The sequence below is a fragment of the Baekduia soli genome (assembly GCF_007970665.1).
Taxonomy (GTDB): domain Bacteria; phylum Actinomycetota; class Thermoleophilia; order Solirubrobacterales; family Solirubrobacteraceae; genus Baekduia; species Baekduia soli.
Genome location: NZ_CP042430.1, coordinates 3,457,699 through 3,471,875, shown reverse-complemented (window position 1 = coordinate 3,471,875; position 14,177 = coordinate 3,457,699). Strand labels below are relative to the sequence as shown.

Sequence of the window (14,177 nt, the reverse complement as noted above, 5' to 3'; positions counted from 1 at the left end):
GCGGCGGGGAGCTCAGGCCACGTTCCAGGTGTCGCCCGCGCGGAACAGCGCGTCGAGCTCGGCCGTGCCGACGCCCTGGTGGGCCTCCCGCGACGCCGCGACGAGGCCGTCACCCCACGGGGCGGCGTCGACGGAGCGAAAGATCCCCAGGGGCACCGGCCCGGCGCCGATGTCGCCCAGGCGGCTGAGCGCGAACGCCACGCTGGGGTCCTCGCCCCGGGCGTCGTGGACGACGATCGACGCGGGGTCGGCGGTCGCCGTCTCACCCAGGGCCAGGCGGCCGTCGGGGGCGCGGACCACGCAGCGCTCGCCCTCGGCGCCGAAGACCACCGGCTTGCCGTGCTGCAGCGGGATGCGGTGCTCGGCGGCCTGCTGCTTGTCGGCGACGTGGTCGAAGGCACCGTCGTTGAACACGGGGCAGTTCTGCAGGATCTCCACGAGCGCCGTGCCGCGGTGCTCGGCGGCCGCGCGCAGCATCGCGGGCAGGTGCTGCTTGTCGCGGTCCACGGTGCGGGCCACGAACGTCGCCCCGGCGCCGATGGCCAGCGAGACGACGTCGACGGGCGGGTCCTGGTTGCCGCGCGGCGTGCTCCTGGTGATCTTGCCGAGCTCGCTGGTGGGGGAGGCCTGGCCCTTGGTCAGCCCGTAGATGCGGTTGTTGAAGAGCAGGATCTTGATCGGGACGTTGCGGCGCAGCGCGTGGATGAGGTGGTTGCCGCCGATGGACAGCGCGTCGCCGTCGCCGCTGACGATCCACACCGACAGGTCGTCGCGCGCGGCCGCCAGACCCGTGGCGATCGCCGGCGCGCGCCCGTGGATCGCGTGCACGCCGTAGGTGTTCATGTAGTAGGAGAACCGGCCGGCGCAGCCGATGCCGGTCACGAACACGATGCGCTCGGGCGGGATGCCGAGCTCGGGCATGAAGCTCTGGACGGCCGCCAGGATCGAGTAGTCGCCGCAGCCCGGGCACCAGCGCGTCTCCTGGGAGGACTGGAAGTCGGCCTTGGTCAGCGTGGTGGTCATCCTTCGATCTCCTTGAGGATCGCGTCCTCGAGCTCGGCCGCGAACAGCGGACGGCCCTCGACCTTGCTGTGGCTGTGGACGTCGACGAGGTACTCCGCGCGCAGCACCCGGGCCAGCTGGCCGCTGTTCATCTCGGGCACCAGGACGCTGCGGTGGCTGCGCAGGACCTCGCCGAGGTTGGACGGCAGCGGGTTGAGATGGTGCAGATGGGCGTGGGCGACGGGCAGGCCGCGCTGGCGCACGCGCCGCACGCCGGCGCGCACCGCGCCCGCGCTGGAGCCCCAGCCGAGCACGAGGACCTCGGCGCCGGGATCGGTGTCGACGACGACGTCCGGCACGGCCACGCCGGCGACCTTCGCGGCGCGCAGCGCGGTCATGCGGGCATGGTTGACGGGGTCGTAGGAGATCGACCCGACCACGTCGGCCTTCTCCAGGCCGCCGATCTGGTGCTGGGTGCCCGGGTTGCCCGGCAGCGCCCACGGCCGGGCGCCGTGCTCGTCGCGGGCGTAGGGCAGGAACGCGCTGTCGGGGTCGCCGGGCGGCGCGAAGCCCGGGTCGATCACGGGCAGGTCGGCGGCGCTGGGCACCCGCCACGGCTCGGAGCTGTTGGCCAGGAACAGGTCGGTGAGCAGGATGACCGGGGTGCGGTACTGCACCGCGATCTGCACGGCCTCGTAGGCGGCGTCGAAGCAGTTGCCCGGCGTGGAGGCCGCGACGACCGGCAGCGGCGACTCGCCGTGGCGGCCGTGCAGCGCCATGAGCAGGTCGGACTGCTCGGTCTTGGTCGGCATCCCCGTCGAGGGGCCCGCGCGCTGGACGTCGATGATGACCAGCGGCAGCTCGAGCATGACCGCCAGCCCGATCGTCTCGGCCTTGAGGTCCATGCCCGGCCCCGACGTCGCGGTGACCCCGAGCGCGCCGCCGTAGGAGGCGCCGAGCGCGATCCCCGCGGCGGCGATCTCGTCCTCGGCCTGCACGGTGCGCACGCCGACGTCGCGGCGGCGGGCCAGGTCGTGCAGCAGGTCGGAGGCCGGGGTGATGGGGTAGGCGGCCAGGCACAGCGGCAGCCCCGAGCGCACCGAGGCGGCGATGAGCCCCAGCGAGGTCGCCTGCGTGCCGTTGATGTTGCGGTAGGTCCCCGGCCGCACGTCGGTCGCGGGCGCCACGTGCACGCGCGTGCCGATGACCTCGGTGGTCTCGCCGAAGTTCCAGCCCGCCCGCAGCGCGGCCAGGTTGATGTCGCGCACGGCCTCCGAGGCGGCGAACTTGTCCGAGATCCAGCGCTCGGTCCCGTCGATGGGCCGGTCGTACATCCAGCAGATCAGCCCGAGCGCGAACAGGTTGCGCGACTTCTGCACGTCGCGCGTCGCGGCGCCCTCGATCGCCTCGGCGGCACGCTGGCACATCGTGGTCATCGGCACGCGCCAGACCTGGAAGCGGTCCAGCGAGTCGTCGTCGAGCGGGCTGGCCTCGTAGCCGGCCTTGAGCAGGTTGCGCTTGGTGAACGCGTCCTCGTTGACCACGATCCCGGCGCCCGGCTCGAGCTGGGAGACGTTGGCCCGCAGCGCCGCCGGGTTCATCGCCACGAGCAGGTTGGGCGTATCGCCCGGGGTCGCGATGTCGCGGTTGGCGAAGTGGATCTGGAACGAGGAGACCCCGGCCGGCGTGCCCGCGGGGGCACGGATCTCGGCGGGGAAGTCCGGGAGCGTGACGAGGTCGTTGCCGACGGCCGCCGTCGCCGCGGTGAACTGGCCTCCGGCCAGCTGCATGCCGTCGCCCGAGTCGCCCGCGAAGCGCACGATGACGCGCTCGCGTTCCTCTGTCGTCCGGTCCAACGTGCTCAAGGTGACCACCCCGTCAGTCCCGGCCCTGGCCCGGCGCCGAGGCGGCGGGCACGGGTCGTGCGTTGCAAAAGCCTCGATGTCGATCCGACTGTATCGGTGGGGGCGGCGCCGCCGTTGCGGACCATCGGAACCGCTATGTGGTCCGTCGGCCCGTGCCGTAGGCTGCGCCATGGTCGACGGCACCTGGGACCCGCGCTGGGCGGGCGTGGCCGACGCGTTGCGCGACAACTTCACGCGGGGCGAGCTCGGCGCCGCGGTGAGCGTCGTCGTCGACGGTCGCACGGTCGTCGACGCGTGGGCCGGCTGGCGGGACGAGGCGCGCACGCGGCCCTGGACCCGGGAGACCGCGGTCAACGTCTTCAGCATCGGCAAGCCGCTGGCGGCGATCCTCGTCCTGCGCCTCGTCGCCGCCGGGGCGCTCGCGCTCCCCGACCGCGTCGCGTCGGCCTGGCCCGGGTTCGGGGCCGCCGGCAAGGGCGACGTGACGATGGAGCACCTGCTCACGCACCGGGCGGGGCTGCCGGCCGTCGCGGCGCCGCTGGCCGCCGGGACGGCCTATGACTGGACGGCGATGTGCGCGGCCCTCGCCGCCCAGGAGCCGTGGTGGGAGCCGGGCACCGCGCTGGGGTACCACACCAACACCTATGGGTTCCTGTTGGGGGAGGTCGCGCGGCGCATCACCGGCCGCGGCGCCGGCGAGCTGCTGCTCGAGGCGATCGGCCCGGGGACGGAGCTGTGGTTCGGCGCGCCGCGCGACGGGCGCCCGGTCTCGGACTTCCACTTCACCGCGGACATGACCGCGATGCAGGAGGGCGACGGCACCGGCATGTCCGAGCTGCAGCGCTGTGCCTACCTCAACCCACCGGGGATCTCGGGGCTCGGGACGGTCAACACGGCGGCGTGGCGCGCCGCGGTGATCCCGTCGACCAATGCCCACGGCACCGCGCGCGGGATCGCCGGCGTCTACGCGGACCTCCTGACCGGCGGGATCCTGGACCCGGTGATGCTCGCGGCGGCGACCACCGAGCACGCCCACGGACCCGACCTCGTGCTGGAGCGCACGCAGCGCTTCGGCCTGGGCTTCCAGCTGCCGCTGCCCGAGCGCCCGCTGGGCCGCAGCCCGCACGCCTACGGGCACTTCGGCGCCGGGGGCGCCCTGGGCTTCGCCGACCCCGACGCGCGCCTGGCGTTCGGCTACGCGCCCAACCGCGGCGGCCGCCGGTGGCAGAACCCGCGGACGCTGGCGCTCGTCGACGCGACGTACGACGCGCTCGGGTGAACGTCTCCAGACTGCCGGGCATGCGCGACGACCAGGGTGGGGGAGCCGAGGACCTCGTGCGGCGCCTGCACGCCGCGATGAACGCCCACGACCTCGGGGCGTTCGTCGCGTGCTTCGCCGAGGACTACGACAGCGCGCAGCCCGTCCATCCCGAGCGCGCGTTCCGCGGGTCCGCGCAGGTCCGCGCCAACTGGTCGGCGATCTTCGCCGACGTGCCGGACTTCCGGGCCGAGCTCGTCGCGGCCGACGTCGCCGGTGACACCGCGTGGACGGAGTGGCGCTGGCCGGGCACGCGGGCCGACGGCGGGCGGATGGACGTCGCCGGCGTCATGGTGCTGCGCGTGCGCGACGACCGGATCGCGTCGGCACGGCTCTACCTCGAGCCGGTCGACGATGCCGGCGAGGCCGGCGGCGCGACGCTCGTCGAGGACATCACGGAGCGCTGACGCGGGCGGCGGGTCGGCGCGCGACGGCCGCCGCGATCGTCCCGGCCGCATCCCGGAGACCCACCCGGAGGCGCCGCCCGCGATCACTCCGCCTGGCGACCGAGGATCGCGACGAAGCGCTCGATGCGGCGGCGCTCCTCGTCGGGCAGCGCGCCGTCGTGCTCGACGAGCAGGGTCATCGGGGCGCGGTCGCGGGCCCAGGTGCGGGCGGTGTCGCCGAAGGCCGGCGCGATCCAGACCAGCGCGAGACCGCCGGCGAACTCGCGCACCGTGGCCTCGGTGGCCGCGCCCGTCGGCTCGCGCCGCAGCACCGCGACGGCCGGGCGCTCCAGGGCCCGCGCGACGGCGTCGATGCCGTCCAGGCCGCCGGCGTCGACGGCGAGCGCCATCTCGCCCTGGGACAGCAGCTCCTTCGCCCAGCCCGCGGGGGCGCCCTGGAGCGCCGACGCGGGGGCGACGAGGCGGAAGACGGGGTCGATCACGGCGAGAACCGTACCCGGTGGGCGCCGGAGCACCCTGACCCGCCCGGCGACATCTCGAGTGCTCGGCGTAGGCTCGCGGCCGTCAGAGCGGGCGGACGACCTGCGCCGGGACGCCGGCGACCAGCGTGCGCGGCGGGACGTCCTTCGTCACGACCGCGCCGGCGGCCACGACCGCGTCGTCGCCGACCGTGACGCCCTGCAGGACCATCGCGCCCGCCGCGATCCACACGCCGCGGCCGATGCGGACCGGGGCCGTCGTGATCTGCGTGCGCCGGGTCGCCGGGTCGAGCGGATGGCCCGAGCTGATCAGGTGCACGTTGGGCCCGATCATCACGTCGTCGCCGATGTCGATCCCGCCGAGGTCCATCGCGGTGCAGCCGTGGTTGACGAACACGTTGCGGCCGAAGCGGAGGTTGCGGCCGCCGTCGACGTGGAACGGCGGGAGCACGCGGACCGACGCGTCGGGCTCCTGGCCGGTCAGCTCGCCGAGCAGGGTGCGCATGGCGTCGAAGTCACCCGGGGTCAGCGCGTTGAGCCGCCCGAGGATCTTCCACGCACGCGCGACGTCCGCGGACATCGCGCGGGACTCCGGCGTGCCCGCGCACGTCACGGTCCGGTCCTGCGACGGTGGCTCGCGGTCGGGTCCGGGCACGGGCCGGGAGTCTGGCGAGGCGGCCGGATCGACCTGGGTGGCCCGGGCACGCACCGTCCGGGCCGCCATCTTCCGTGGGTGTTGACATAACGCAGATTAGCGGGCATTGACTGAGGCCGGAGGGGATGACGACGCTCCAGGCCGACGTCGCCTGACGAGCCTCTACCGTCCTCGAGCGTGCCCGCCCGCGTGATCGCCCCCGACGACCCGCGGGCCGACGACGTCCGCGCGCTGCTCGCGCGCCACCTGGCGTTCGCCGACCGCCACAGCCCGCCGGAGGACGTCCACGCCCTCGACGTCGACGCGCTGGTGCACCCGTCGCTCACCTGGAGACCGGGTCGATGGCCGCCTTCGCCCCGGCCCGCGCGATGTACGCCCGGGCGGGCTTCACCCCGTGCCCGCCGTTCGGCGACCACGGCCCGAGCCCGAACAGCACCTGCATGACGCTGGTCCTCGGCGAGGGCGCGCCGGCGCCGCGGATCGCGTTCGCGACGTGCTCGGCGCTGCCCGGCGGCGCCGACGACGACCGGCCGGCGGCCGTCGCGCTCGGCGCCGACGTCGCGGTCTGGGACGACGCCGGCGTCGACTGGTCGTCCTACGACCTGGTCATCGTGCGCTCGGCGTGGGACTACACGGAAGACCTCGGCGCGTTCCTGGCGTGGTGTCGCGCCGTCGGGCCTGAGCGCCTGCGCAACGCGCCCGAGCTCATCGCGTTCAACGCCGACAAGTCCTACCTCGCCGCGCTGGACGCGCCGACGGTGCCGACCGCGCTCGTGGCGCCCGGCGATCCGCTCCCGGCGCTGCGCGGCGAGGTCGTCGTCAAGCCCAGCGTGTCGGCGGGCGCCGTGGACACCGGGCGCTTCTCGCCCCGGGCCCACGACGATGCGCGTGCGCTCATCGGCGCGATCACCGCCTCGGGCCGCACCGCGCTGGTGCAGCCCTACCTCGACGCCGTCGACGTCCACGGCGAGACGGCCCTGGTCTTCTTCGCCGGCCACCTCTCCCACGTGCTGGCCAAGCGCGCCGTGCTGGGCCGCGACGCGATCGCGCCGCGTACGGCGTTGGCTCCCGGCAGCCCCGTCCAGGTGGCGGCCGCGATGCTCGAGCCCGACCTCGTCGCCGGCGGCACCGCCCAGCCCGACGAGATCGCGCTCGCCGAGCGCGTGATCGAAGAGGTCACGCAGCGCTTCGGCCGGCCGCCGCTGTACGCCCGCGTCGACCTGCTGCGCGGCCAGGACGGCCGTCCCGTCCTGCTCGAGCTCGAGGCCGTCGAGCCGTGCCTGTACCTCGGGCAGGCGCCGGGCGCGGCCGAGCGCTTCGCCGCCGCGGTCCGCCGCGAGCTGGCTCCCGGCCGCCGCTGATACGGCCTTCGGGACTGCTCGGCGCTGGTGCGGCGCGCCCACCGCGCCCGCCTGGGCGCGCCACCGGGGCTCAGGCACCGGGCAGGGTCCCCAAGGCGCGGCACGTGACGCCCTGCGGCCCCGCGGCCCGCACGCTGATGCGGTCGGCGCCGGCCAGGTCGCGGATCTGCCGGCTCATGCTGAACGCGCCGCTGGAGCGCCCGGCGCGGACCGTGGTGCGCAGCGCCACCCGCCCCTCCTGGACGATGACGACGTGCCAGGCCGATCCCCGCCGCGCGCGGTGGACCTCGAGCTCGACCTCGATCCCGCGGTCGTCGGCCTTGAGCTTGAGCTCGGAGCGGGCCCCGCCGCCGCAGGTCCCCGTGACGCGCACGACGCCCTGGTCGCCCCCGTGGCGGCCCACGGCCGAGGCGGGCGCGCCGAGCAGGGCGCAGGACAGCAGCAGGGAGGTGAGCACGCGGCGGGTCATCGGGGGCCGGAGGGTGGCGTCAGCGCGGGCGTGGCGCAATGGGACTTCCGTCGCAGTCAGCCGCCGCGACGGGCGGTGAAGCCCTCGCGCTCGGCCCACAGCGCGGCCTGCGTGCGGTCGGTCACGCCGAGCGTGCGGAAGTCGCGGCGCAGCAGCCCGTCCTGCAGGCCCACGGACTCGACGAGCGCGCCCTGCAGCTCGACACGGGAGCGGCTGTCGCGCTCGGCCTCGCGCACGGTGACCGATCGCAGCGCGAAGAAGCCGCCGACGACCACGACCGCGATCGCCGCCAGCGACCTGAGCATGAAGCGGGCGATGGCCGAGACGGCGCGCGGCGGGGCGGCGGCCACCGGGTCCGGGCCGGTGCCCGCGCTGGAGTCCTGGAGCAGCATCGGCCCACATGGTGCCCTGCAGGCGCCCGGCGCGGGCCCCACCGGGACCTTTGTCCCATGGAGCATCGACCGCGGGCCGGGCGTGGTCCTGGAGCGCCCGGTCGACACGTCCCGGTCAGGCCACCGGCCAGGGTGAGCGCGCAGGCGTGATGGTCGGCCGGTCGGCGTAGGCCTCCCGCGGCGAGTCGGTGGCCTCGGCCACCGCGGCGCCGTGGGCGGCGGCCACCGGGTCGGCCGGGTAGTGGGTCGTTCCGCCCGGCGTCCGGGTGCCCACCATGAGCAGGGCGCAGGGCCCCTCGCCCGCTCCGACGGTGATGTGCGCGGTCCCGGGCGGGCTGTGCAGGTAGTCCCACGGGCCCATCCGCCGCTCCTGGCCCTCGACGATCGCGAGGCACTCGCCGGAGAGCACGAGGAAGCCCTCCTGGTCGCTCTCGAGGTGGTAGAAGCCCGGCGTGTCGCCGGGGTCGAGGATGTGCACGCCGATCCCCAGGGTCGCCGACGGCGCGTCGGGCGCCTCGAACACGCACCACGTGCCCCCGCCGGGCACCGTGGCCCACCCGATGTCCTTCAGGTTGAGGATGAACCAGCCGTCCCCGGAGGGCTGCAGGCCGGTGTCGGTCTCGATGATCTTCGCCTCGTGCATGCGGGGACGCTACCCCGCCGGGAGGCCGCGCCACCCGTCGCGACCGGTCCTGTCCGGCGGCCGCCCAGCGGCCCTGTCGAGCGGACCGGACCCGACGTAGCCTTGGGTCGATGACCATGCCGACCCCCTCCTCCCCCGCGCCCGCCGGCAACCCCGGCGCCCTGCGTCCCATGGACGCCACGCTGGGCGGCTACCCATGGCTGCCCAGGCTCATCGACAAGTCCCGCGCCGCGCGCGCCGGGCGCCTGGGCGGCGTCGTCCACCCGTGCCCGGTCGACCGCCGCTGCCTGGGCCTGCTGGGCATCGACGTGCAGACGTTCGGCGACCTCGTGGCCGCCCACCCGTCGCCTACGAGGCCGAGCTGCAGCGCGCGGCGTAGTGCAGGTAGGGCGAGCGGTCCGGCGCCCCACCGGGATCGACGGGCTCGCCGTCGTCGGTCAGGCACAGCTCGAGCGTGAAGCCCGCCTCGGTGAGCTGGCGCTGCTGGGCGGCGGCGCCGATCGCGTACAGGATCATGCTGAAGCTGTGCGCCTCGTCGTTGCGCAGGGTGTAGTCGTCGGAATCGCGCTCGAAGCGGTGCAGCCGCCGGTGGTTGCGCACGCCGTCGCGCAGGCGGACCACGTCGCCGGCCAGCGCCTTGGGGTTGCGCCAGTCGCGCGGCTCCCACGGGCGGCGCGCGCGATGGTCGCGGTTGTGGGAGGAGAACAGCAGCACGCCGCCCGGCACCAGGATCCGGTGCAGCTCGGCCAGCAGGGCGCGGCGCTCGCCGTCGTCGAGGACGTCGATGACGTTGCAGGTGCCGACGACCGCCTCGAGCGATCCGCCGGCGATGCCGCCGAGGTCCTGCATGTCACGGACCTCGACGGTGGCCGACGGCACGCGCCGACGGCACGCCTCGGCCATGTCGGGCGAGATCTCCAGCGCGGTCAGCTCGGAGGCCAGTTCGGCCAGGTAGGCCGTGACGCGGCCCGCGCCGGGACCCAGCTCGAGCACGCGGCCCGACAGCGGCTCGCGGTGGCGCAGCAGCAGGAGGATCTCGGCCGGCGACAGCCTGCGGTCCTCGTAGACCGACACCCAGTCGCCGCGACGCCAGACGCCGGCGTTGAGCTCGGAGAGGCGGAACGCGTCGATCACGGCGTCCCATGGTACCGCCGACCGCCGGCTCGACCGCCGGCCCCGTCGGCCACGCGCGCTACCGTCGACGGGACGTGACGGACGCGGGCAGCACCCTCTTCGACACCGCCATCGGCGCCTGCGGGATCGCGTGGGGCCCGCAGGGCGTGACCGCTGTCGCGCTGCCCGCCGCGGCGCCCGCGGCGACCCGCGCGTGGCTGCGGCGCCGCAGCCCGGAGGCGGTCCCGGGGCCCGCGCCGGAGGCGGTGCGAGCCGCGATCGACGCGATCCGGGCGCTCCTGGACGGGGAGCCGCGCGACCTGCGCGAGGTCGTGCTCGACGTCGGCGGCCTGTCGCCCTTCGACCGCGACGTCTACGCCGCGGCCCGCGACATCGTGCCCGGGCAGACGTGCACCTACGGCGAGATCGCCGCGCGGCTCGGCGACCCGGGTGCTGCCCGCGCGGTCGGCGGCGCGCTGGGGCGCAACCCGTTCCCGATCGTGGTGCCCTGCCATCGCGTCGTTGCGGCGGGCGGGCGCGCGGGCGGCTTCTCGGCGCCGGGCGGCCGGGCGACGAAGCTCGCGATGCTCGACATCGAGCGCGTGCACGCGGCGGGCGCCACGCTCTTCTGAGCCCGGGGCCGCGGTTCAACCGGGTGGCCCGGCGGCCGATCCCGGGGATGTGGACCGTGCCCCGCTCCGCCCGCCCGCGCCCCGGACGCTGGGGATCGTCGCGCTGCTCGCGGTGCTGCTCGGCGGCCTGTGGCTGCACGCCCGCGGCCGGCGCCTGGAGGTCGAGCACCGCGCCGCGGCGGTGGCAGGCGCGATCGCCGGGCGCCGCACGGCCGTGCGCTGCCCGGGACCCATCCGCCGCCGGCTGTTGTACGAGATCAACGAGGGCGTCGTGCGCTTCTCGGCCGACGGGCGACCGGCCGACGAGACGCACCTGTCCGGGCGAGCCTGCGACGGCCTGCGCACCGTGCTCGACGACGGGCCGCGCCTGGAGGCCGCCGACCGGGTCGCCGTCTGGCAGGCGACGACGTGGGCCGGCCGGCTGCCCGACCGCTACCGCGCCTGCTGAGCCCGCGGCCTCAGCGGCGGCCGACCATGCGCCGCAGCATGGCCAGGCAGACCAGCGCGACGACGAGCGCCAGGACGGGGATCCCGAAGCCCAGGACGCCGACGATGGCCAGCACGAACGTCACGAGCGCCACGACGCTCGCGCCGCCTCCGAGCAGGACCAGCTGGTAGGCGCGGCGCTCGCGGGCGGCGCGCGACACGCCCGATCCGGGGCGGCGGGTCAGATCGCTCATCGCCGCAGGATGACACCCCGGCCCCCGCAGCGCGGCCGGTAGCGTGCCGCCATGCCCACGCCCTTCCGGCTCGAGGTCGCCGACGCCGAGCTCGACGACCTGCACGACCGCCTGCGCCGCACCCGCTGGGCCGCCCCGCTGCCCGGCGAGCCGTGGGAGCGCGGCGTCCCCGCCGGCTACCTGCGCGAGCTGGCCGACTACTGGCGCACGGCCTACGACTGGCGCCGCCAGGAGGCGCGCATCAACGCGCTGCCCCAGTTCACCACCACCATCTCCGGCACGACGATCCACTTCGCCCACGTCCGCTCGCCCGAGCCCGGGGCCCTGCCGCTCATCATCACCCACGGCTGGCCGGGCTCCATCGTCGAGTTCCTGGAGATCATCGGGCCGCTCAGCGACCCGCGGGCGCACGGCGGCGACCCCGCCGACGCGTTCGACGTCGTCGTCCCCTCCCTCCCGGGCTACGTCCTGTCGGGGCCGACGCCCGACACGGGCTGGGATACCCGCCGGATCGCCGCGGCCTGGGCGCAGCTCATGCGCGAGCTCGGCTACGACCGCTACGGCGCCCAGGGCGGCGACTGGGGCGGCATCGTCACCCGCCAGCTCGGCGTCGACGACGCCGGCCACGTGCTCGGCGTCCACCTCAACACGCTGTTCACCTTCCCGTCGGGCGACCCCGAGGAGGCCGAGCGCCTGACCGCCGAGGACCGCCGGCGCATGGACCGCGGGCGCCACTACAACCGCGAGCTGTCGGGGTACTTCAAGATCCAGGCCACCCGGCCCCAGACCCTGGCCTACGGGCTGGAGGACTCGCCCGTCGGGCTGCTGGCGTGGATCGTGGAGAAGTTCCGCGAGTGGACCGACGCGCCGGCCGTGCCCGAGGACGCCGTCGACCGCGACGCGATGCTGACCAACGTCATGCTCTACTGGCTCACGCGCACCGCGGGCTCCTCGGCCCAGCTGTACTACGAGTTCGTGCACGGCGGCGGCACGCGCGCGCTGGCCCCGTCGAGCACGCCGACGGCCGTCGCCGTCTTCCCCCACGACATCGCCCTGCCGGTCCGCGCGTTCGCCGAGCGCGACAACGCGATCGCCCGCTGGACCGAGTTCCCCTCCGGCGGCCACTTCGCCGCGATGGAGGAGCCCGAGGCGCTCGTCGGCGACATCCGCGCGTTCTTCCGCACCCTGCGCTGAGACGCGGGCGCGCCGGGCCGCGGCCGGGTGCTTGCCGCGCGGCGATCGACCCGGGCGCGCAGGAGGCCTGAGCGGTCCGATGGCTCAGGTCACGCTGAGCAGGATCGCCGCCACCAGCGCGAACAGCGCGGCGAGCACGACGAGGCCCTCGGCCATCGTCTGCAGGACCCGGTCCTCGTCGGTCAGCACCGCCCCACCCCGGCGGCCGGCGGCCCAGGCGTGCAGGGCCACGCCGGCGCCGACGGCGAACGCCAGGACGACCCACGGCGCCAGCGCGCCGCCGAGCAGGATCGTCCCGCCGAGCACGATGGCGGCGACCAGCGCGGCACCGACCAGATGGGCGGCCAGGACGCGCCGGACCTCGCGCATCGGCGGCGCGGCCGGCACGGGCGGCGCGGCGCGCGACGAGGCGCGTGCGGCGGAGCGATCGGCCTGCGGCCGGCGGCGACGGGAGCGGCCCATGGCCCGCCACGGTAGTCGCGTCGCGCCCGCGGCGCGGCCCGGCTACGGTCTGGCCGCGGATGCCGCGCCCCTGGCCCAAAACCCCGCCGTCGCGGCGCGACCGCGCGGCCTACGCCGACGCGGCGCCCGTCCCGTTCTGGCTCGACACCGCCGCCCCGCGAGCACCGGACGCGCCGTTGGAGGCCCCCGCCGAGACCGACCTGTGCATCGTCGGCGGCGGCTTCACCGGGCTGTGGGCCGCGCTGCACGCCAAGGCCGCCGACCCGGCGCGCGAGGTGGTCCTCCTTGAGGCCGACCGCATCGGCGCGGGCGCCAGCGGCCGCAACGGGGGCTTCGTCGTGGCGTCGCTGACGCACGGCCTGGTCAACGGCCTGGCGCGCTTCGCCGACGAGTTGGACGTCCTGGAGCGCCTGGCCGCCGAGAACTACGACGGGCTGCGCGCCGACCTGGACCGTCACGGGATCGACGCCCACCTCGACGAGACCGGCGAGCTCACCGCGCTGCTGGAGCCCCACGAGGTCGCCCGCGCCGAGCACGAGGCCGGCCTGCTACGCCGGTTCGGTCACAACGTCGAGGTCCTGGACCGCGACGCCATGCGCGCCGAGCTCGACTCGCCGACCTATCTCGGCGGCCTCTGGGACCGCACGGGCGCCGGCATCCTGGACCCCGGGCGGCTCGCGGACGGGCTGCGCTACGCCTGCCGGGCCGCCGGCGTGCGGCTGCACGAGCACTCCCCCGCGACCGGCCTGCGCGAGGCCGGCGCCGGCGTCGTGGTCGCCACCCCGGGCGCGACGCTGACCGCCCGGCGCGTCCTGCTGGCCACGAGCGCCTACCCGCCCCTGCTGCGGGCGCTGCGCCGCTACGTCGTGCCGGTCTACGACTACGTGTTGGTCAGCGAGCCGCTGGACGCCGCGCGGCTGGACGCGATCGGCTGGCGCCACCGGCAGGGCATCGGCGACGGCGGCAACGACTTCCACTACTACCGGATGACCCGCGACGACCGCATCCTGTGGGGCGGCTTCGACGCCGTGTACCGCCGCGGAGGCCCGGTCGGCCCGCAGTTCGACACCCACGACCCCACGTTCGCCCGCCTGGCCCAGAACTTCTTCGTGACCTTTCCGCAGCTCGACGGCCTGCGCTTCACGCACCGCTGGGGCGGCGCGATCGACACGTGCAGCCGGTTCTCGGTGTTCTTCGGCACCGCCCACGGCGGCCGCGTCGCCCACGCGACCGGGTACACGGGGCTGGGCGTGGCGGCGACCCGGTTCGGCGCCCGGGTGGCGCTCGACCTGCTCGACGGCCGCGACACGGAGGCCACGCGGCTGCGCTACGTCCGCCGCCGGCCCGTGCCGTTCCCGCCCGAGCCGCTGCGCACCGGCGTCATCCGCCTCACCCAGAACCGGCTCGCCGCCGCCGACGCCCGGCAGGGTCGTCGCGGCCTGTGGCTCGGGACGCTGGACCGGCTCGGGCTGGGCTTCGACAGCTGACGGCGCCCGGCGCGCGAT

18 protein-coding genes are annotated in these 14,177 nt (G+C 75.7%); 8 read left to right on the top strand and 10 right to left on the bottom strand.

Annotated features, from left to right (window positions below):
* Positions 1-12 precede the first annotated feature (12 nt).
* Both FSW04_RS16580 and FSW04_RS16575 read right to left on the bottom strand, forming a co-directional pair.
* Positions 13-1,023 (bottom strand): 2-oxoacid:ferredoxin oxidoreductase subunit beta, encoded by a 1,011-nt coding sequence (locus FSW04_RS16580; protein WP_146921220.1) that lies wholly within the window; start codon positions 1,021-1,023, stop codon positions 13-15.
* On the bottom strand, positions 1,020-2,858 hold the full coding sequence (locus FSW04_RS16575; protein WP_228430519.1) for a 2-oxoacid:acceptor oxidoreductase subunit alpha: 1,839 nt from the start codon (positions 2,856-2,858) through the stop codon (positions 1,020-1,022). The genes FSW04_RS16580 and FSW04_RS16575 overlap by 4 nt, the downstream gene beginning before the upstream one ends.
* Before the next feature lie 178 nt (positions 2,859-3,036).
* On the opposite strand from FSW04_RS16575, the gene FSW04_RS16570 reads away from it, so the two are divergent.
* Complete coding sequence (locus FSW04_RS16570; RefSeq protein WP_146921216.1) at positions 3,037-4,146, top strand: serine hydrolase domain-containing protein; 1,110 nt, start codon at positions 3,037-3,039, stop codon at positions 4,144-4,146.
* Positions 4,143-4,592 carry a nuclear transport factor 2 family protein gene (locus FSW04_RS16565; protein WP_228430518.1) on the top strand — a complete coding sequence of 150 codons (450 nt, stop codon included), beginning with the start codon at positions 4,143-4,145 and terminating at the stop codon, positions 4,590-4,592. Before FSW04_RS16570 ends, FSW04_RS16565 begins: the two co-directional genes overlap by 4 nt.
* An 83-nt stretch (positions 4,593-4,675) precedes the next feature.
* Here the strand turns inward: FSW04_RS16565 and FSW04_RS16560 are convergent, their stop codons facing one another.
* A complete protein-coding gene (locus FSW04_RS16560; RefSeq protein ID WP_146921214.1) occupies positions 4,676-5,074 on the bottom strand; it encodes a hypothetical protein in 399 nt (132 codons plus the stop codon).
* Between the two features lie 82 nt (positions 5,075-5,156).
* On the bottom strand, positions 5,157-5,651 hold the full coding sequence (locus FSW04_RS16555) for a DapH/DapD/GlmU-related protein (protein WP_228430517.1): 495 nt from the start codon (positions 5,649-5,651) through the stop codon (positions 5,157-5,159).
* 416 nt (positions 5,652-6,067) lie between these two features.
* Between FSW04_RS16555 and FSW04_RS27280 the strand changes: the two genes are divergently transcribed.
* Complete coding sequence (locus FSW04_RS27280) at positions 6,068-7,087, top strand: ATP-grasp domain-containing protein (protein ID WP_228430516.1); 1,020 nt, start codon at positions 6,068-6,070, stop codon at positions 7,085-7,087.
* 70 nt (positions 7,088-7,157) lie between these two features.
* On the opposite strand, the gene FSW04_RS16540 is transcribed toward FSW04_RS27280, so the two are convergent.
* The 3 genes from FSW04_RS16540 to FSW04_RS16530 all read right to left on the bottom strand — a co-directional run bounded on the left by FSW04_RS16540 (position 7,158) and on the right by FSW04_RS16530 (position 8,591).
* The gene (locus tag FSW04_RS16540) at positions 7,158-7,544 is read right to left on the bottom strand and encodes a hypothetical protein (RefSeq protein WP_146921210.1); all 387 of its coding nucleotides are present in this window, start codon (positions 7,542-7,544) and stop codon (positions 7,158-7,160) included.
* 68 nt (positions 7,545-7,612) lie between these two features.
* Positions 7,613-7,948, bottom strand: coding sequence for a hypothetical protein (locus tag FSW04_RS16535; RefSeq protein WP_146921208.1), 336 nt, complete (start codon positions 7,946-7,948; stop codon positions 7,613-7,615).
* A gap of 115 nt (positions 7,949-8,063) precedes the next feature.
* Positions 8,064-8,591 carry a cupin domain-containing protein gene (locus tag FSW04_RS16530; protein ID WP_146921206.1) on the bottom strand — a complete coding sequence of 176 codons (528 nt, stop codon included), beginning with the start codon at positions 8,589-8,591 and terminating at the stop codon, positions 8,064-8,066.
* 110 nt (positions 8,592-8,701) lie between these two features.
* Between FSW04_RS16530 and FSW04_RS28590 the strand changes: the two genes are divergently transcribed.
* On the top strand, positions 8,702-9,049 hold the full coding sequence (locus tag FSW04_RS28590; protein WP_146921204.1) for a DUF5069 domain-containing protein: 348 nt from the start codon (positions 8,702-8,704) through the stop codon (positions 9,047-9,049).
* Here the strand turns inward: FSW04_RS28590 and FSW04_RS16520 are convergent.
* Entirely contained in the window at positions 8,940-9,725 is a 786-nt protein-coding gene (locus tag FSW04_RS16520; protein WP_146921201.1) for a class I SAM-dependent methyltransferase, read from the bottom strand. The genes FSW04_RS28590 and FSW04_RS16520 overlap by 110 nt on opposite strands.
* Before the next feature lie 74 nt (positions 9,726-9,799).
* Between FSW04_RS16520 and FSW04_RS16515 the strand changes: the two genes are divergently transcribed.
* Positions 9,800-10,336: a methylated-DNA--[protein]-cysteine S-methyltransferase gene (locus FSW04_RS16515; protein WP_228430515.1), complete on the top strand. Its 537-nt coding sequence runs from the start codon at positions 9,800-9,802 to the stop codon at positions 10,334-10,336.
* A 49-nt stretch (positions 10,337-10,385) separates the two neighbouring features.
* Positions 10,386-10,784, top strand: a complete 399-nt coding sequence (locus tag FSW04_RS16510; protein WP_146921197.1) for a hypothetical protein — start codon at positions 10,386-10,388, stop codon at positions 10,782-10,784.
* A gap of 10 nt (positions 10,785-10,794) precedes the next feature.
* Here FSW04_RS16510 and FSW04_RS16505 read toward each other — a convergent pair whose 3' ends face one another.
* Positions 10,795-11,016 (bottom strand): hypothetical protein, encoded by a 222-nt coding sequence (locus FSW04_RS16505; protein WP_146921195.1) that lies wholly within the window; start codon positions 11,014-11,016, stop codon positions 10,795-10,797.
* 51 nt (positions 11,017-11,067) lie between these two features.
* On the opposite strand from FSW04_RS16505, the gene FSW04_RS16500 reads away from it, so the two are divergent.
* Positions 11,068-12,210: an epoxide hydrolase family protein gene (locus FSW04_RS16500; protein ID WP_146921193.1), complete on the top strand. Its 1,143-nt coding sequence runs from the start codon at positions 11,068-11,070 to the stop codon at positions 12,208-12,210.
* An 84-nt stretch (positions 12,211-12,294) separates the two neighbouring features.
* Here the strand turns inward: FSW04_RS16500 and FSW04_RS16495 are convergent, their stop codons facing one another.
* A complete protein-coding gene (locus FSW04_RS16495) occupies positions 12,295-12,672 on the bottom strand; it encodes a hypothetical protein (RefSeq protein ID WP_146921190.1) in 378 nt (125 codons plus the stop codon).
* Between the two features lie 59 nt (positions 12,673-12,731).
* Here FSW04_RS16495 and FSW04_RS16490 point away from each other — a divergent pair, with 59 nt between their 5' ends.
* Positions 12,732-14,159, top strand: coding sequence for an NAD(P)/FAD-dependent oxidoreductase (locus FSW04_RS16490; RefSeq protein WP_146921188.1), 1,428 nt, complete (start codon positions 12,732-12,734; stop codon positions 14,157-14,159).
* Positions 14,160-14,177: the final 18 nt, after the last annotated feature.